General features: G+C 66.6%; 17 protein-coding genes. 7 read left to right on the top strand and 10 right to left on the bottom strand.

From position 1 onward, the window contains the following. Nucleotides 1-116: 116 nt before the first annotated feature. Complete coding sequence (locus KYG_RS15400) at nucleotides 117-734, bottom strand: AAA family ATPase (protein ID WP_008905849.1); 618 nt, start codon at nucleotides 732-734, stop codon at nucleotides 117-119. Nucleotides 735-738: 4 nt separating this feature from the next. Then, nucleotides 739-1,062, bottom strand: coding sequence for a hypothetical protein (locus tag KYG_RS15395; RefSeq protein ID WP_008905848.1), 324 nt, complete (start codon nucleotides 1,060-1,062; stop codon nucleotides 739-741). 170 nt (nucleotides 1,063-1,232) lie between these two features. Between KYG_RS15395 and KYG_RS15390 the strand changes: the two genes are divergently transcribed. Continuing rightward, nucleotides 1,233-2,918 (top strand): long-chain fatty acid--CoA ligase, encoded by a 1,686-nt coding sequence (locus KYG_RS15390; protein WP_008905847.1) that lies wholly within the window; start codon nucleotides 1,233-1,235, stop codon nucleotides 2,916-2,918. A gap of 11 nt (nucleotides 2,919-2,929) precedes the next feature. Here KYG_RS15390 and KYG_RS15385 read toward each other — a convergent pair whose 3' ends face one another. Continuing rightward, complete coding sequence (locus KYG_RS15385) at nucleotides 2,930-3,304, bottom strand: PilZ domain-containing protein (RefSeq protein WP_008905846.1); 375 nt, start codon at nucleotides 3,302-3,304, stop codon at nucleotides 2,930-2,932. Nucleotides 3,305-3,426: 122 nt separating this feature from the next. On the opposite strand from KYG_RS15385, the gene KYG_RS25420 reads away from it, so the two are divergent. The 4 genes from KYG_RS25420 (at nucleotide 3,427) to KYG_RS15365 (ending at nucleotide 8,525) form a co-directional block, all read left to right on the top strand. Next, nucleotides 3,427-6,381: an EAL domain-containing protein gene (locus tag KYG_RS25420; RefSeq protein WP_304412028.1), complete on the top strand. Its 2,955-nt coding sequence runs from the start codon at nucleotides 3,427-3,429 to the stop codon at nucleotides 6,379-6,381. A gap of 241 nt (nucleotides 6,382-6,622) precedes the next feature. Further along, the gene (locus KYG_RS15375; protein WP_008905844.1) at nucleotides 6,623-7,114 is read left to right on the top strand and encodes a hypothetical protein; all 492 of its coding nucleotides are present in this window, start codon (nucleotides 6,623-6,625) and stop codon (nucleotides 7,112-7,114) included. Nucleotides 7,115-7,187: 73 nt separating this feature from the next. Next, nucleotides 7,188-7,967 (top strand): 2OG-Fe dioxygenase family protein, encoded by a 780-nt coding sequence (locus KYG_RS15370; protein ID WP_008905843.1) that lies wholly within the window; start codon nucleotides 7,188-7,190, stop codon nucleotides 7,965-7,967. A 120-nt stretch (nucleotides 7,968-8,087) separates the two neighbouring features. Further along, nucleotides 8,088-8,525, top strand: coding sequence for a universal stress protein (locus KYG_RS15365; protein WP_008905842.1), 438 nt, complete (start codon nucleotides 8,088-8,090; stop codon nucleotides 8,523-8,525). A 109-nt stretch (nucleotides 8,526-8,634) separates the two neighbouring features. Here the strand turns inward: KYG_RS15365 and msrA are convergent, their stop codons facing one another. The 5 genes from msrA to KYG_RS15340 all read right to left on the bottom strand — a co-directional run bounded on the left by msrA (nucleotide 8,635) and on the right by KYG_RS15340 (nucleotide 13,257). Next, the gene (msrA, locus tag KYG_RS15360) at nucleotides 8,635-9,471 is read right to left on the bottom strand and encodes a peptide-methionine (S)-S-oxide reductase MsrA (RefSeq protein ID WP_008905841.1); all 837 of its coding nucleotides are present in this window, start codon (nucleotides 9,469-9,471) and stop codon (nucleotides 8,635-8,637) included. A gap of 51 nt (nucleotides 9,472-9,522) precedes the next feature. Continuing rightward, complete coding sequence (locus KYG_RS15355; RefSeq protein ID WP_008905840.1) at nucleotides 9,523-10,500, bottom strand: tripartite tricarboxylate transporter substrate binding protein; 978 nt, start codon at nucleotides 10,498-10,500, stop codon at nucleotides 9,523-9,525. A gap of 174 nt (nucleotides 10,501-10,674) precedes the next feature. Continuing rightward, nucleotides 10,675-11,859 carry a beta-ketothiolase BktB gene (bktB, locus tag KYG_RS15350; protein ID WP_008905839.1) on the bottom strand — a complete coding sequence of 395 codons (1,185 nt, stop codon included), beginning with the start codon at nucleotides 11,857-11,859 and terminating at the stop codon, nucleotides 10,675-10,677. Between the two features lie 92 nt (nucleotides 11,860-11,951). Continuing rightward, nucleotides 11,952-12,713, bottom strand: a complete 762-nt coding sequence (locus KYG_RS15345) for an SDR family NAD(P)-dependent oxidoreductase (RefSeq protein WP_008905838.1) — start codon at nucleotides 12,711-12,713, stop codon at nucleotides 11,952-11,954. A 28-nt stretch (nucleotides 12,714-12,741) separates the two neighbouring features. Continuing rightward, nucleotides 12,742-13,257, bottom strand: a complete 516-nt coding sequence (locus tag KYG_RS15340; protein ID WP_008905837.1) for a MarR family winged helix-turn-helix transcriptional regulator — start codon at nucleotides 13,255-13,257, stop codon at nucleotides 12,742-12,744. A 65-nt stretch (nucleotides 13,258-13,322) separates the two neighbouring features. On the opposite strand from KYG_RS15340, the gene KYG_RS15335 reads away from it, so the two are divergent. Together KYG_RS15335 and KYG_RS15330 are read left to right on the top strand one after the other, a co-directional pair. Next, complete coding sequence (locus KYG_RS15335) at nucleotides 13,323-14,225, top strand: EamA family transporter (RefSeq protein ID WP_050813871.1); 903 nt, start codon at nucleotides 13,323-13,325, stop codon at nucleotides 14,223-14,225. 71 nt (nucleotides 14,226-14,296) lie between these two features. After that, nucleotides 14,297-14,914, top strand: coding sequence for a nitroreductase family protein (locus KYG_RS15330; RefSeq protein WP_008905835.1), 618 nt, complete (start codon nucleotides 14,297-14,299; stop codon nucleotides 14,912-14,914). A 16-nt stretch (nucleotides 14,915-14,930) separates the two neighbouring features. On the opposite strand, the gene KYG_RS15325 is transcribed toward KYG_RS15330, so the two are convergent. Next, the gene (locus tag KYG_RS15325; RefSeq protein ID WP_008905834.1) at nucleotides 14,931-15,593 is read right to left on the bottom strand and encodes an RluA family pseudouridine synthase; all 663 of its coding nucleotides are present in this window, start codon (nucleotides 15,591-15,593) and stop codon (nucleotides 14,931-14,933) included. Then, nucleotides 15,580-17,622: ATP-binding protein (locus KYG_RS15320; RefSeq protein WP_008905833.1), on the bottom strand; the 2,043-nt coding region annotated here is incomplete at its 5' end. The genes KYG_RS15325 and KYG_RS15320, both read right to left, overlap by 14 nt.

The following is a 17,622-nucleotide window of genomic DNA, read 5'->3' as shown; positions in this document are numbered from 1 at the left end:
CTATGTCCGAGCCCATGTTTCCCGATCGCAGCGTTGGCAGTTTTACTCACAAAAACATAGCTGCTTGCGCTTGATGGGCCAGCGATAGAGCCTGTTTTTGCATGTATTTCTAAAGATCATTCCGTCGCTGCACCACTGAGTACCCGCTGCGCCCAAGCGGGCAGGGCATCCACCAGCGCCGTGGTGGCCAGAGCGGTGTGAACGGCCACCAGGCGCGGCCCGCCCTGGGTGACTTCTGCCGCGTCGTACAGATACGCCACGTCGGCCAATTGCACTGCCTGGGCCAGATGGGTCATGGTGCGCGGGTAGCGCGCCAGGATGCGTTCGGGCGGCACGGGGTGGCCGCCTTCGCGCACGCGCTGGGCCACGCGGTCGAGCAGACGGGCCGGGTCGTCCAGCGCCACGATGTACAGCGCCACAGTGAAGCCGTGGCGTTGTGCCTCGGCGATCAGGGCCAGCTTGGACGGGTGGGAGAACACGGTTTCACTGGCGAACGGCGTGCGGGCGGCCAGCAGGGCGGTGCGGCGCGCGTCGGCCCAGGCGCGGGCGGCTTCGGAGCGGTCTTGCGGGTTGGCGATGTGCTGCAGATGCGCACGTTCATGCAGGTCAGCGTTCACGAACTCGAGCGGCGGCCCCAGGATGCCTTCACGCACCAGGGCGCGGTACAGCGTGGATTTGCCTGCACCGTTGGGGCCAGCAAGCAGGTGGAACCAACGTGGTGGGGCGGTCGCCATCCGCTCACACGGCGTGGGACTGGTTTTCTCGCACCACTGCGCGCACGCGCTGGGCCAGCGAGCCGCTGGTCTGCGCGGCCAGCAGGCGGGCGGTGAGTGCATCGACCGAGGCGGGGGCCGTGGCCTGTGCGTGGGGGGCGGCTTCGTATTGCTCGATGGCGGTGCGGGCTTCTTGCACGCTCAGGCCGGTGTGCTCCACGATCTGGCCCAGCGTGGCCCAGTATTCGATCTGGCTGGCCACCGATCGGCGCATGGGCTGCGCGGCCTGGCGGGCCTGTTCCACAAGGTGGCTGGGTAGCTTGACGGATGCAAACGGGGTGGCGGCCATGAAATTCTCCTGAGTGGCGCATTTTGCGCCATTCAGGTGGGTGCTGCAAGCGGCACGCAAAGAGGCGCATACGGCACCACGGCACCAGTCGCATTTGCGACCCTCACTACGGACCTTCCCTAGTGCCCCCGCCTTGCAAGGCTGCATAGCCTCGGAGCAAAGGATCTTCCATGCGCCCTCACCACCCGTTCTGGCCCCGCCGTCTGCCCAAATCCATCACGCTGCCATCCACCTCACTGTGGGACAACCTGGCCATCAGCGCGCGCCGCTATCCGGACAAGGCGGCGCTGGTCTTTTTTGGCCGCACGCTGAGCTACCTGCAATTGATGCAGGGGGCCGAGCGCCTGGCCGCACGGCTGGCACAACTGGGCGTGCAGCGCGGCGACCGTGTGGTGCTGTGCATGCAGAACTGCCCGCAGCTGGTGATGGCGCATTTCGCCATCCTGCGCGCCAACGCGGTGGTGGTGCCCGTCAACCCCATGAACCGGGCCGAAGAGCTCAAGCACTACATCACCGACCCCGATACCAAGGTGGCCTTCACCACGGGTGATCTCGCGCCCGAGCTGGCCAAGGCCAGCAACGCGCTGCCCGGTGCCGAGCGGCTGGCGCACCTGGTGGTCACGCAGTTCACCGATGCGTTTGATGCGGGTGTGTCCGGTATCGACGCGCCGCCCGAAGCCTGGTCGGAGTGGCTGGGTACGCGGCACCCGCTGCCGGGGCTCGACGGCGGCCAGGTCCACACCTGGACGGATGTCGTGGACTGCGCGGAGGCGCCGCCCGAGCTGGTGGTGGGGCCCAGTGACCTGGCGCTGCTGCCCTACACCAGTGGTACCACCGGCCTGCCCAAGGGCTGCATGCACCTGCACAAAAGCATCATGCACAACGCGGTGGCGAGCAGCCTGTGGGGCAACGGCTCGGTGGACAACGTGACGCTGGCGGTGGTGCCCATGTTCCACATCACCGGCATGGTGAGCGTGATGCATGCGTCCATCTACAGCGCGGCCACCCTGGTGATCATGCCCCGGTGGGACCGCGACCTGGCAGGGCGCCTGATCTCGCGCTACCAGGTGACCAACTGGACCAACATCCCCACCATGGTCATCGACCTGCTGGGCAGCCCCAATTTTGCGAGCTACGACCTGTCGAGCCTGGTCTACATTGGCGGTGGCGGTGCCGCCATGCCGCAGGCGGTGGCCCAGCGACTGCTGGAGCAGTACGGCCTGCGCTACGCAGAAGGCTATGGGCTGACGGAAACCGCAGCGCCGTCGCACTCCAACCCGCCAGACCACCCCAAGCAGCAGTGCCTGGGCATTCCTTTCATGAGCACCGATGCGCGGGTGATTGACCCGGACACCCTGCAGGAGGTGCCCGTGGGCGAGCAGGGCGAGATCATCATCCACGGCCCCGAGGTGTTTGAAGGCTACTGGAAGCGCCCGGACGCCACGGAGGCTGCGTTCATTGACTTTGAGGGCAAGCGGTTCTTCCGCTCGGGCGACCTGGGGCGCATGGACGATGACGGCTACTTCTTCCTGACCGACCGGCTCAAGCGCATGATCAATGCGAGTGGCTTCAAGGTGTGGCCGGCCGAGGTGGAGGCTCTGATGTTTCGCCACCCCGCCATCCAGGAGGCCTGCATCATTGCCACCAAGGACAGCTACCGGGGCGAGACCGTGAAAGCCGTGGTGGTGTTGCGCGCCACGCACCAGGACACCACCGAGCAGCAGATCATCGACTGGTGCCGCGAGAACATGGCCGTGTACAAGGTGCCGCGCATCGTGCAGTTTGTCAGCGCACTGCCCAAGAGTGGCAGCGGCAAGGTCATGTGGCGGGCCTTGCAGGAGCAGGAAGCGCAGTAGCCCGCCGGTTCTCAGTGGGTTGGGCTGGCACCCGTCAGCTCGACCAGGTCCCGTTCCAGCAGGGCCGGGTCTCCCAGTTGCAGCTCGATGAGGCGGCGCAGGTGGGTGACGCTGTCCAGGTCGATGCCCCGGCACAGCAGGCCGGTGTGCAGGCCTTCCACGTGCGCCACTTCGGCAGACATCGCGATGTGATTGCCGGTTTCTGCCAGCGGAATGGTGATCTGGCAGAGCATGCCCGGCTCCAGACCCGCTTGCGCGGGCGCAACGATCAGTGCGCCCTTGAGGGACAGGTCCTGCACATGCACGCTGAAGGCATTGCTGGACGTGGTGAGCAGGGCGGGTGCATCGAAACTGACGCGAACGAAGTGACGGCGTTCATGGGGCATCGCTGTCTCCTGGGCGGGGCTTGGTGTGGTTACATGCTACTCCAAGGCCGTCCGCAGATTCCCCTTGGTGGTATTTGCAAGCATTCGTTACCATGGGGTGTCCATCCTCTGTGGAGCCTGACTTGAATCCTGGCATGTACTGGCGTTGTCGATGGGGCTCGGGCCTGCGGTGGCTGGTTTTGCTGGCCGTGCTGGGCGCTGGCGCCATGGCATCGGCGGCGCCGCGCGAGCTGCGCGTGGGCATATATGCCAACGAGCCCAAGGTGTTTGTTGGCGCCGATGGCAAGGCTGCAGGCATCTTTGTGGACCTGCTGGAGATGGTGGCCGCGCGGGAGCAATGGTCGCTCAGATATGTGCCGTGCAACTGGCAAGATTGCCTTGACGCCCTGCGCGAAGGGCGGATCGACCTGATGCCCGACGTGGCGCAGTCTGAGCAGCGCGACATCCTGTTTGACTTTCACAGCCTGCCGGTGCTGCACAGCTGGTCACAGATCTACCGTGCGCCGGGCAGCCCCATCTATTCGATGCTTGACCTGCAGGGCAAGCGCGTGGCGGTGCTGGAGGGTTCGGTGCAGCGTGCCGCCTTCAGCAACATGATGGACAGCTTCGGCATCCAGGTCACGCTGGTGGATGCCTCCAGCTTCACGGGCGCATTTGCCATGGTGCAGCAGGGCGAGGCCGATGCGGTGATTGCCAACCATCGGTTCGGCAACCTGTATTCGCAGCGCTACGGCATGGTGGACTCGGGCATCGTGTTCCAGCCCGCAGCCTTGTTCTTTGCCACGGGCGCAGGGCGCAATGCCGATGTGCTGGCGGCGATAGACCGGTCGGTCAAGGACTGGCGCAGCGGTGCCGACCCGGCGTACGCGAAGGTTTTGCGCCGTTGGAGTGCGGCCGATGAGCCGGTGCGGATTGCGCCCTGGATCTGGTGGGGGCTGGGTGGGCTGCTGGCCTTCAGCCTGCTGGCGGCGCTGTCGGTGGTCGTGCTGCGCCGCAAGGTGCAGGAACGCACGCGCCACCTCAAGGACAGCGAGCAGAAGCTTGCGACCATTCTGGACAGCGTGGGTGCGTTCATTTACATCAAGGGCAAGGACTACCGTTACCAGTACGCCAATCACCATACGCTCCAGTACTTTGGCCTGCCCTCGCAGGAGGTTGTGGGCAAGGACGATGGGGCTTTTTTTGACGCTGCCACTGCGCAATCGCTGCGCGCCAATGACCGGCGCGTGCTGGAGGACGGTGAGAGCCTGGAGGTGGAGGAGCTCAATACCCCGGCGACAGGCGCCCCGCAGCGGGCGTTTCTTTCGGTGAAGATTCCGCTGCGCGATGCGAAAGGCAGCGTGGTTGCGCTGTGCGGTATTTCGACCGACATCACCGAGCGCCGCAAGGCCGAGGAGTCGCTTCAGATTGCTGCCACGGTGTTCGAGTCGTTCGAGGGCATGATCGTGACGTCGCCGGACAAGCGCATCCTGCGGGCCAACCAGTCGTATGCACGGCTTACGGGCTACACCGTGGAGGAACTGGTGGGCCAGACGCCGCGCCTGCTGCAGTCGGGCCGACATGACGCGGCTTTTTATTCCAGCCTTGAGAACTCGCTGCACACCACCGGCATGTGGCAGGGCGAGGTGTGGAACCGGCGCAAGGACGGCACGGAATACCCGGCGTGGATCACCATCACGGCGGTGCGCTCGCCCGAAGGCGAGATCACCCATTACGTGGGCACGCAGATCGACATCTCCAGCCGCAAGGCGGCCGAGGAAGAGATCCGCCTGCTGGCGTTCTACGACCCGCTCACGGGCCTGCCCAATCGCCGGCTCATGACCGACCGGCTGCAGCACAGCCTGGCCGCCACAGCCCGCTCGGGTGCAGGGGGCGCGCTGCTGTTTGTGGACCTGGACAACTTCAAGGACCTGAACGACACCCAGGGCCATGAACTGGGCGACCAGCTGCTGCGCCAGGTGGGCGCCCGCCTGGCAGGCTGCGTGCGGGTGGGGGACACGGTGGCGCGCCTGGGGGGCGACGAGTTCGTGGTGGTGCTGGAGGGGCTCGCCGCCAACGTGCAGGAGGCCGCTGCCCAGGCCGAGACCGTGGGGCGCACGGTGCTGCAGGCGCTCAGCCAGCCCTACCGGCTGGACGGCCATGAACACCACAGCTCCTGCAGCATCGGCATTGCGCTGTATGCCGATGCGCGGGGCTCGGTGGACGAACTGCTCAAGCACGGCGACATGGCGATGTACCAGGCCAAGGGGGCAGGGCGAAACACCTTGCGGTTCTTCGACCCGCGCACGCAGGCCAACGTGACGGCGCGCACCTTGCTCGAAGCCGGTTTGCGCGAAGCGCTGCGGGACGGCCAGTTTCTGCTGCATTACCAGGCCCAGATCCGCGAGCACGACGGCATTGTGGGGGCCGAGGCGCTGGTGCGCTGGCAGCACCCGCAGCGTGGGCTGGTGTCCCCGGCCGAGTTCATTCCGGTGGCCGAGGCTTCGGGTCTCATCGTGCCGCTGGGCGCATGGATCCTGCGCACCGCCTGCCTGCAACTGGTGGAGTGGGCCCGGAACCCCGTGACTGCGCGCTGGACGCTGGCCGTCAATGTGAGCGCACGGCAGTTCAGGCACAGCCAGTTTGTGGACGAGGTGCTGGGCGTGCTCGACGAGACCGGCGCCAACCCCCACCGCCTGAAGCTGGAGCTGACCGAAACGCTGCTGCTGGACGATGTGGAGGACACCATCCAGCGCATGGCCACCCTGCGGGCGGTGGGCATCGGCTTTGCGCTCGACGACTTTGGCACCGGCTATTCCAGCCTGAGCTACCTCAAGCGCCTGCCACTCGACCAGCTCAAGATCGACCAGGGCTTTGTGCGTGATCTGCTCACGGACACCAACGACGCGACGATTGCCCGCACCATCGTCACGCTGGCGCAGAGCCTGGACCTGGGCGTGATCGCCGAAGGTGTGGAAACCGCAGAGCAGCGGGACATGCTCTCCAGCCTGGGTTGCCGTACCTGGCAGGGCTATCTGTTCGGACGCCCCGGCCCCGCAGCCGACCTGCATGCGGCAGCGATGGGGGTCAATGCCTGATAAGCCTCATAAAAATGATAGCTGCAGGCGCATGTTGCATAAGCGCTGGAGGCCGATTTGGCTTGGAAAAAAATTGGATGTGGATTCCGCGGGCACCGATGTTGTCGCCATTTGCTTACATTTTTAACCTGCGGGGCGGTATATCTTGGCGATGGCTTTGTTACAAACGCAGGCCGACATGCTGACGATGACCACGTGCACCTGCCGTGCCATCCAGGCGTGGCAAATACAAGGAGTCCCCATGAAAAACAATGCCCTTCAAACCCTTCGCCTGCTTATTTCGGGCGCGGCTGCAGGCCTGCTGCTCGCAGCCGCAGGCGGCGCCCACGCACAGGCCTATGTCAACGCCACCGTGGGAGGCGAGCTGGCACCTGGCGTGTACGGCCGCATCAACATCGGCAACGCGCCACCGCCTCCGCTGATCTACGCCGAGCCGGTCATCATCCACCGCCCGGCCGTGGTGGTACCGCGCTCGCCAATCTATCTGTATGTACCGCCCGGCCACGCCAAGAACTGGGGCAAGCACTGTGCCCGCTACAACGCGTGCAGTCAGCCTGTGTACTTTGTGCAGGAGCCGCCTCCACGCCGGGGCCCGCCACCGTACAGCCACGGTCGCTATGACCGCCAGGATCGCCATTGGGACGACGATCACCGGCACGGGGGCAAAGCCGACCGTGGGCGCGGCCATGGCAAGGACAAAGACAAGGACAAAGGGCGCAAGCACCGCGACTGAAGGGCGCGTCGCCGTGATGTGATCAACGGCTGTTGGCAGCGAGACCGCAGTACCAGCGGTTAAGCTTTGCCCCATGGCCCACGTCACTTTCGCTCCCCCGTTCAGTGCTCCCACCGAAGTCGTCCACCAGCTGCGCCAGCACGGGTATACCGTGCTGGCGCCTTCCGATGTGGCACGCTGGGTGGGCTGCGACCTTGCCGCGTTGATGGCGCTGAATGCCGACTGGGCAGGCTTGCCCCCCGATGACTTTCTCAAGGATGGCGGCCGCTACCGGCGGCGGCGCCACGCCTGCTTTGTGGTGCAGAGCGGCCACATGCAGCAGGTGCCCCACCGTGCGCACTGGCAGCCGGTGGAATACAACGCCTTGCACGGCGGCATGGAGCGCTGGTTTGCGCCCATGGAGGCGGCCACCGTGGCGCAGCCCGTGTGGCGCCAGCTGCTTACAGCGCTGGCAGGCGTGTCTGACGCGGTGTTTGCGGGCCCACGGGCCCCGGTGCCCTGGTTTGTGGAGGCGCACCAGTTTCGCATCGACACCACGGATGGCATCGGACGGCCCACCCCCGAGGGGGCACACCGCGACGGGGTTGACCTGGTGGCCGTGTTTCTGGTCGGCCGCGAGGGCGTGAAGGGCGGCGAGACCCGTGTGTTCGAAGCCGCCGGCCCGGCTGGCCAGCGCTTCACGCTCACCGAGCCATGGTCCCTGCTGCTGCTCGACGACGCCCGCATGATCCACGAGACCACGCCCATCCAGCCGATGGCGGCAGCGGGCCACCGCGACACCCTGGTCATCACGTGCCGCAGGGGCAGCTTTCAGGGGGCGGACGCGGTGGAGCCGCCTGCACTGGCGGCCTGAACAATCCCTTTGGAACTGCATTGAATTTGATGCGAATCAAGATGCGCGGTAAGGTGGGCGTTCACACTGGTTCGTGTGGGCCACAAGCCCGCCACAACATTCAACCCAAGGAGAAGCACCATGTTCAAACACATTCTGGTTCCGGTCGACGGCTCTGATACGTCGATGCTGGCCGTGTCCAAGGCCGCCGGGCTGGCCAAAACCTTTGGCAGCGCCGTGACGGCGGTCTACGTGGTAGATCCCTATCCTTTCACCGGCGTCGGGGCTGACTTTGCCTACGGCCAGGCCCAGTACATCAATGCCGCCACCGCCGAGGCCAACACGGCCCTGGAAGCCACCCGCAAAGCCATGGCCGATGCCGGTGTGCCGGTGACCACCGTGGTGGGCGAGGGACATGCAGTGCACGACGGAATCCTGCGCGCCCTGGAGAGCACGGGCGCCGACCTGATCGTGATGGGTTCGCACGGGCGCCGTGGGCTGGAAAAGCTGGTGCTCGGCAGCGTCACCCAGCGCGTGCTGGGCGTGGTCCATATCCCCGTGCTGGTGGTGCGCGACTAGGCGCGGCACTCGGTAGCGCGCACTAAGCGCAATACGCGCACTAAGCGCAATACCCGCAATACGCGCATTCTGCAAAACGGCTCCTGGATGGAGCCGTTTTGTTTGGGGTTCAGCGTGGCGCTTGCCCGGCCACCAGCACCGGCGTATCGCGAAAACGCTCGGGCAGCAAAGCCTCGAGCTGCGCGATCTTGGGGCGGTCGTACGTGGCGATGTAGATGGAGTGCGGGTTGCGCGTCGCGTAGTCCTGGTGTTCGTCCTCTGCCGGGTAGAAGGCGTCCAGCGGGGCCAGCGTGGTCGCGATCTTGCGCGGCAGCAGCTGGGTGGCGTCGAGCTGCGCGATGTACTGCTGGGCAACCTCGTGCTCATCGGGCGTGGAGTAAAAAATGGCAGACCGGTATTGCGGCCCGTAGTCGGGCCCTTGGCGGTCGATTTCGGTCGGGTCGTGCGCCACCGAAAAGAAGATCTGCAGAAGCTGCCCATAGCTCACCACCTGAGGGTCGTAGGTAATCGCAACGGCCTCGGCGTGACCTGTTTTACCGGAACTGACCATCGGGTAGCTGGCCGTCTCCTTGCTGCCGCCTGCATACCCCGACACGGCATTCAGTACCCCCTGTGTGTGCTGGAACACAGCCTGCACGCCCCAGAAGCAGCCGCCTGCAAATACGGCAGTGGCGGTGGCCGGCGGGCTGGGCGCCTTCACATCAGTCTCTGGAGGCGGCAGCGCCACCGAGGGTCGGGCGCCGGACGTGGCGCCCGCATACAGCAAGGCCGCGAGCATCAGCACGCCCACCAGCACCAGCAGCTTGGAGCCGATGTTGGATGGGGGCTGGGGTGCGGTGGTTGCCGCAGAGGCCGGCGGGGCAGACGCCCCGGGGCGTTGCGCGGACTTGTGGGGAGGTTGCGGCACGGTAAAGGCTCCTGGGCCACGGCCTGCACGCAGGTGCATGCCATGGGCGGCTGTGGACGGCCAGGGGCGCCGGCCGCGCGTCAGGGCACCTTACTCGATCTTGGCGCCAGACGCTTCCACAATGCCTTTCCACTGCCCGTACTCCTTGTTGAGCAGGGCGCTGAACTGGGCAGGCGTCATGGCTTCGGGCTCGGCGCCTTGCGCCTGGATGGCGGCCTTCATCTCGGGGGTGGACAGCAGCTTGTTGATTTCTGCATTGAGCGTGGTCACCACCGATGCGGGGGTTCCGGCAGGGGCCAGCACGCCGTACCAGGTGCTCACGTCAAAGTCCTTGAAACCCGATTCCGCCACGGTGGGCACATCCGGCACCGACGAGCTGCGTTTGGCCGACGTGACCGCCAGCGGGCGCAGCTTGCCGGCCTTGATCTGGCCCATGGCCGAGGGCAGGGACGAGACCAGCAGGTCCACGTTGCCCGCCAGCGCATCCATCAGCGCGGGGTTGGAGCCCTTGTAGGGGATATGGCTGAGCTTGATGCCCGCCGCCTGCTCGAACAAATGGCCGGCCAGGTGGATGGACGTGCCGTTGCCGGGCGAGCCGTAGGTGATGGTGCCCGGCGCTGCCTTGGCAGCGGCCACCACATCGGCCAGGGTCTTGTACTTGGAGTTGACGCTGGTGGCGATGACCACGGGCGTCCAGGCCACGTGGGCCACGGCCGTGAGGTCCTTGGTCGGGTCCCACGGCAGGTTCTTGTAGAGCCAGGGGCCGATCACGAGGTTGTCCTTTTGGCCCATCACCAGGTCATAGCCCGTGGGTGCAGCCTTCACAGCCTCGCCAATGCCGATGGTGCCGCCCGCGCCCGCCTTGTTGTCCGCCACCACGGTCCATTTGGGGCCTTCGGTGAGCTTGGTGGCCACCAGGCGCGACAGGATGTCGGTGCCGCCGCCGGGCGGGAAGGGCACGATCAGGCGGATGGGCTTGGTGGGATAGGCCGCAGCCGGGGCCTGGGCGTTTGCCGTGGTGCCCAGGGCAAAAGCGAGGGCGGTGAAAGAAAGCAGGGTGCGGATCATGGCGGGGGGTGTCTCCGTCGGTTCAATGAGAGGGGGGCAAACGCGCTGCGCGTTCGGCTCTGCGGGTCTTAGTGCCAGCTCCTGTGGATGATCGCTGATCCTGCGCAAGGCCGGCCTTGCCAATGCAGGAGGGCAGCATCGCCTACGGCGATGGCTGCCGGGCCTGGCAGGGCTTCAGATGCGTTCAAAAATCGCGGCAATGCCCTGGCCGCCACCAATACACATCGTCACCAGCGCATAGCGGCCCTGGATGCGCTGCAGCTCATGCAATGCCTTGACGGTAATGAGCGCGCCCGTGGCACCGATGGGGTGGCCCAGCGAGATGCCCGAGCCGTTGGGGTTGACCTTGGCGGGGTCCAGGCCCAGATCCTTGGTGACGGCGCAGGCCTGGGCGGCGAAGGCCTCGTTGGCCTCGATCACATCGAGGTCGTTCACCGTGAGGCCCGCCTTTTTCAGCGCCAGCTGCGTGGCAGGCACCGGGCCGATGCCCATGTACTTGGGGTCTACACCTGCGTGGGCGTAGGCCACCAGGCGGGCCAGGGGCTTGGCGCCCCGCGCCTTGGCGGCACCGGCTTCCATCAGCACCACCGCGGCGGCGGCGTCGTTGATGCCCGACGCGTTGCCTGCCGTCACCGTGCCGTTTTCCTTGATGAACACGGGCTTGAGCTTGGCCAGGTCGTCCATCGTGGCGCCGGGGCGGAAGTGCTCGTCGGTGGCGTACAACACGTCGCCCTTCTTGCTCTTCAAGGTGACCGGCACGATCTGGTCCTTGAACACACCCGCCTGCGTGGCGCGTTCGGCCCTGTTGTGGCTCTCCACCGCCAGCTTGTCCTGGTCTTCGCGCGTGATGCCCCACTTGGCGGCAATGTTCTCTGCCGTCACACCCATGTGGATGTTGTGGAAGGGGTCGTGCAGTGCGCCGATCATCATGTCCACCATCTTGGTGTCGCCCATGCGGGCGCCCCAGCGCATGTTCAGGCTGGCAAAGGGCACGCGGCTCATGTTTTCAGCACCGGCGCCGATCGCCACGTCGGTGTCGCCCAGCAGGATGGACTGGCTGGCGTTGACGATGGCCTGCAGGCCCGAGCCACACAGGCGGTTGACGTTGTAGGCGGGCGTGCCCTCGCCGCAGCCGCCGTTGATGGCCGCCACGCGCGAGAGGTACATGTCCTTGGGCTCGGTGTTGACCACATGGCCGAACACCACATGGCCCACGTCCTTGCCTTCCACGTTGGCACGCGCGAGCGATTCGCGCACGACGAGGGCGCCCAGTTCGGTGGGGGGCACGTCTTTCAGGCTGCCGCCAAAGGTGCCAATGGCAGTGCGCACTGCGCTGACGACGACGACTTCACGGGTCATGGGGTGATCCTTTCAAAGGGGTTTCAGGTCAAATTGGCCACTGGGGCTTATCCAGCATGCGCTGGCAGCTATGAAAACAGGAATGATTCGATTCACGCGTCCCGGACATCGGCCACCGGGTTGGTGCCGAAGTCTGCGCGCTCCAGCCAGGCGAGCACGCGGGTGGCGGCTTCGGCGGGGGATGTGAGCTGGCCACCCGTCTTGAGGTTGGCGAAATTCTGGCGGTCCGGAAAGGCGGCCGGGTCGGCGCCGCGCAGCTGAACCTGCATGTCCGTGTCGATCACACCGGGCGCCAGCGAGCACACCCTGGCTCCATGGGGCTTGAGTGCCTCGTCCAGCGCCACGCAGCGCGTGAAATGGTCCATGCCCGCCTTGGCGGCGCAGTAGGCAGCCTGCGAGGCCATGGCCCGGCGGCCGAGGCCGGAAGAAATGTTGAGCACCTTGCGCGGCACCGTCCAGGCGTCGGTCGCGCCCAGGAAGGCAGCGGTCAGCTGCATCGGCGCCTCCAGCCCCACGCGCAGGGCGGTGGCCAGGTCTTCCGCGTCGCTGGCCGACAGCGGGGCGATGCGCGGAATCATGCCCGCGTTGTTGATGAGGATGGCGCTGGCAAACGCCTGCGGGCCCTGGGCCTGCAGCCAGGCTTGCAGCTTGTGGGCGGCCTGCTCGCCCTGCGAAAGGTCTTGCTGCCACTGTTCAATGGTGACGCCAGCTGCCTTGGCCTCGGCGGTCAGGTCAGGGTTGGTGCCACGGGCAATGCAGATCAGGGTGTTGCCGCTCTTGAGAAGCTGCTGGGCCATGGCCAGGCCCATGCCGCGCGATGCGCCGGTGAGGATGTAGAGGTGGTTGTGAGGCATCCCGCCATGGTACTGCGGGATGTGGCGGTCAGCTGTCGCCCGCAGGCTCCAGTATGGCCAGCAGCTGGGCCAAGCGCCGGTCCAGGGCCGCCACGTCGGATGCACGCATCGGGGCTAGCAGCGCATGCTCATTGGCCACATGGGCTTCCAGGGCCCGGTCGATCAGCGCCAGGCCGGCCGGCGTGAGTTGCACGAGCAGACCGCGGGCATCGGCAGGGTTCGGCAGGCGCTCAATCCACCCGCTGGCTTCAAGTTTGCCCATGCGGTGCGTCATGGTGCCGGAGGTGACCATGAGGGTTGAAAACAGCGTGGTGGGCGCCAGGCAGAAGGGGGCTCCAGAGCGGCGCAGCGTGGCGAGCATGTCGAACTCCCAGAAAGACAGGCCGAACGGCGCGAACGCGGCTTCAAGTCGCCGGTCCATCAATGCCGCGCAGCGTTTGAGGCGGCCGATGGGGCCCATGGGGGATACGTCCAGATCGGGGCGTTCTGTGTGCCATTGGGCCAGGATGGCATCCACGGCGTCTGGGGGGCGAAGGTCAGGCATGTGCGTAATTTGTCTTGATTTCGAGATTTTATGCTACAGTGATTTATCTTGAATTTAAGATAAAAATGAATTCAAACTCGACTTCGTCAGCATCACCGTCGTCGTCACCCAACTGGTGGGACGTGTGCATCACCGCGCTCGCGCCCATCATCTGGGGCTCTACCTACATCGTCACCACCGAGCTGTTGCCACCCGGCCGGCCGTTCACCGCAGCGCTGCTACGGGCGCTGCCTGCGGGGCTGCTGCTGGTGCTGTGGGCGCGTCGGTGGCCGGTGCCCGGGGGATGGGGGCGCATGGCTTTGCTGGCTGCGCTCAATATCGGTGTCTTCCAGGCGCTGCTGTTTGTGGCGGCCTATCGCTTGCCGGGCGGGCTCGCCGCCGTGGTCGGGGCCATTGGCCCGCTGGTGGTGATGGGCCTGGCCTGGGCGGTGGACCAGCGCCGCCCGTCGGGCGTGGCGCTGGGGGCGGGCGTGCTGGCGGTGGCGGGTATGGCGCTGATGCTGCTGGCCTCCGGCACTGTCTGGGATGGGTGGGGCGTGGCAGCGGCGCTGGCGGGCACGGTGTGCATGGCCATGGGCACGTTTCTCTCGCGCCGCTGGCAGTCCGGTCTGCCGGTGCTGGCCTTTACCGGCTGGCAGCTGCTGCTGGGCGGGCTCATGCTCGCGCCGGTGGCCTGGTGGGCCGACCCGCCTTTGCCCACGCTCACGGCCACGCAGGCCGGGGGGTATGTGTACCTGTGCCTGGCGGGTGCACTGGTGGCTTATGTGCTGTGGTTCCGGGGCATCGAGCGCCTACCCACCGTGGCGGTGGCGTCGCTGGGGCTGCTGAGCCCGCTCACGGCCGTGCTGCTGGGCTGGGCGCTGCTGGGGCAAGCCATGCGCGGCGTGTCGCTGCTGGGTATGGCCACGGTGCTGGGCTGTGTGCTGGCGGTGCAGTGGGCCATGGCGCAGCGCGGCGCAGGCCGCTGACACCCCAGGCGCTCCGCTCTTCGATGTGCTCCTTCCTTTTTTCTTTGTTGATCTGAAAGGTCTGTGTTTTCATGTCTTCTCACACCGTGGCTTCAGCCATTGAAACCCGCGTCTCCACCCACCTTTTCGATGCAAGTCATGCGCTGGATGAAGCCCAGATTGCCGAGCTGGTGCGCCTGGCCACGCTGGCGCCTACGGCCTACCACCTGCAGAACTGGCGCTTTATCGCGGTGCGCACGCCAGCGGCCAAGGCACGGCTGCACGCGCTGGCATGGCGCCAGCAGAAGGTGCTGGATGCGGCTGTCACCTACATCATCTGCGGCACGCTGCAGGCCCACACCCCACTGGCCGATCGGCTCGCGCCCGTGGTGCGTGCCGGTGTTTTTGGGCAGGCGGTGGGGGACGCCTGGGTGGCGCAGGCCACGGCGGCGCATGCTCCTGATGCCCAGCTGCAGCGTGATGAAGCGGTGCGCTCGGCCTCGCTGGCTGCCATGACGATGATGCTGGCGGCCGAGGGCATGGGCCTGGCCAGCGCACCCATGGGCGGTTTTGACGCAACGGGGGTGGCGAGCGAGTTTGGGCTGCAGTCCGACGAATTGCCCGTGATGCTGGTGGCGGTGGGACGTGCTGCGGTCATGCCTGTACCCAAGCCGCGCAGGCCGGTGGCCGAGGTGCTTGCGCTGGTCTGACGGGCCCCGCTGCGCATCAGAAACCCGGCGCGGATTCGAAACGACATGGCGCCCTGTGACGGGGGTGCACAAACTCCAGCACGCAGGCGTGCAGCAGCAGCCGGGGCGTTTTTTGTCGGGCGGTTTCGTCTGCATACAGCGCGTCGCCCAGGATGGGGTGGCCGATGGCGGCCAGGTGCACGCGCAGCTGGTGGGTGCGGCCGGTCACGGGTTCGAGTTCCACGCGTGAGCTGAATGCCGCCTCGTCCTGGGCCAGCAAGCGCCAGCGGGTCAGGCTGGGCTTTCCCTTCGCGGCATCCACCACGCGCAGCGGGCGGCGCTCCCAGTCGGCGGCGATGGGCAGTTCGATCTCGTTCCAGCACCGGTCTGCCGAGTACAGCAGCCCCTGCACCACGGCCTGGTAGCGCTTGTGCACCTGGCGCTCGGCAAATGCGTGGCTCAACTGCCGCTGGGCATCGATGTGGCGGGCCATCAGCACGAGGCCGGACGTGGCCTGGTCCAGACGGTGCACGATGAGCGCGCCGGGCCAGCGCTGCTGGGCGCGGGCACTCAGGCAATCTTGCTTGTCGGGCCCCCGGCCCGGCACGCACAGCAGCCCGGCGGGCTTGTCGAGCACCAGCAGGTCGGCGTCTTCATACACCACCTGCACGCCACCCGCCAGTTGGTCAGGCAGTGTCATCGCCTGCTGCACTGGTCGCTATGAGCCGCTGCACCGTGGCGCACAGTTCCTCCACGTCATTGGGTTTGTGGATCAGTGCGCGGGCACCTTCTGCCAGTGCGGCTTGCTCGATCTCGGCCGTCACATAGCCGGATGCCAGGGCGACCGGCAGATCGGGGCGGATCCGGCGCGCCTCGCGCACCAGGTCCACGCCGCAGAAGCCGGGCATGTTGTAGTCGGTCACCAGCAGGTCGTAAGCCTGCGGGGCGGCGCGCAGCGCGGCCGTAGCCTCATGGGGGTCTGTGAAGCCGCTCACCTCGTACCCGCGTCGGCGTAGAAGGCGTTGCACCAGAAACACGAGCGCCTGGTCGTCATCCACATACATCACCCGGTGTTTTTTGCCGGGCGCTTTCGCGTCACCCGGTGCAGTTGCGGTGGGGTGAGCAGTCAGTGCGCCGCTGGCCAAAACGACGGGCGCGACGTGGGCAGTTGGGGTGGCGGTGCTTGCCACCGGAAAGTACAGCGTGAACCGGCTGCCATGGCCGGGGGAGCTCTGCACGTCCACCCCGCCTTCGTGCGTGCGCATCACGCCGTGCACCACTGCGAGGCCCAGGCCCGTGCCCTGGCCGACGGGCTTGGTGGTGAAAAAGGGCTCGAAGATGCGCTCGAGCGTGGCGGCGTCCATGCCGGGGCCGGTGTCGCGCACGGTCAGCGCCACGTAATCGCCTGCGGCCAGCCCCAGTCGCTCGCTCAGGCGGTGGTCGGGCTGCACGGCGGCGGCCTCTACGTGGATGCTGCCGCGTTCGATGCCCTGGTGCTGGATGGCGTGGACGGCGTTGGTGCACAGGTTGAGCAGGGCTTGCTCGACCTGCGTGGCGTCGGCCAGCACGGGCGGCAGGCCGGCCTGCAGGTGCATGTGCAGCTCGATCGCGGGCGGCAGTGTCACGCGCAGCAGACGCTCGGTGTCATGCACCACCTCGGCCAGCGATACGGCCGAGCGCTGCGGCGGTTCGTTGCGGCTGAAGGTGAGGATCTGGCGCACCAGGTCGCGCGCGCGGCGGCCGGCCTTGTCGATCTCCAGCAGGCTCTCCAGCACCGGCGAGCCCGGTGCACAATCGGCCTTGGCCAGCTCCACGTTGCCCAGGATGGCCCCCAGAATGTTGTTGAAGTCGTGCGCAATGCCCCCGGCCATGGTGCCCACGGCCTGCATCTTGTGCGACTCGCGCAGTTGCGCTTCCAGCTCGCTGCGGTGCGCTTCGGCCTTCTTGCGGCCGGTCAGGTCGCGTGCGAACACGGTGGTGGTCTCGCCGTCTGCGTGGCGCTCGAACGATACGCTCACCTCCACCGCCAGCTCCTTGCCGCTGGCCGTGAGGGCGGTCATCTCGCCCAGCAGGGCCTGGGTGGTGAGTTGCGCAAACGCCAGGGCCTGCGCGGCATCGGGCAAAAAGCGCTCCAGCGGGCTGCCCAGCGCATCGCTGGCACTGCACTGGAACAGGGCCGCCGCCGTGGGATTGAACACGGTGATGCGCTGGTGCTGGTCCACGCAGATGATGGCATCGAGCGCAGAGTTGATGATGGCCTCCAGCCGCTTTTCGCTGGCTCGGATCTGCTCGTTGCGTTGCTGCAGGGTCTGTGCGCTGTGCTGCAGGGCCTGGCGCTCGGCCAGCAGCGGGCCCTGGTCGATCACCGCGCACAGGAACTGCGACAGCGGGGGCCCACTGGCCTGGGGCGCCTCGATGTGGGCAATGTGCAGGTCTCCGGTGATGCGCGTGTCGGCGCTGATGTCAAACACCACTTCTTTCACCTCGCCGCGGCCCAGGTCCTGCGCCAGGGCGAAGGCCTCGCGCACGCGCCGGGCGTCCTTGCTGCGCACAAAAGGCATCAGGGCAGTGAGCGGGCGGTCGCGTTCGGTGGGCTGAAAAGAGCGGTGCGCCATGGAATTGGCCTGCACCACCATGTCGTGCTCGTCCACCACCATCAGCGCCAGCGGCACGCTGGCAAACAGGGTCTCGAAGCGTTCGTAGGCGCTCTCGGCCACTGCCTGGCTGTA

This window comes from Acidovorax sp. NO-1, from assembly GCF_000238595.1.
In the GTDB taxonomy this organism is placed as follows: Bacteria; Pseudomonadota; Gammaproteobacteria; order Burkholderiales; family Burkholderiaceae_C; genus Acidovorax.
Note: the sequence above shows the minus strand (reverse complement) of the source record. Positions and strands in the feature narration are given on the sequence as shown.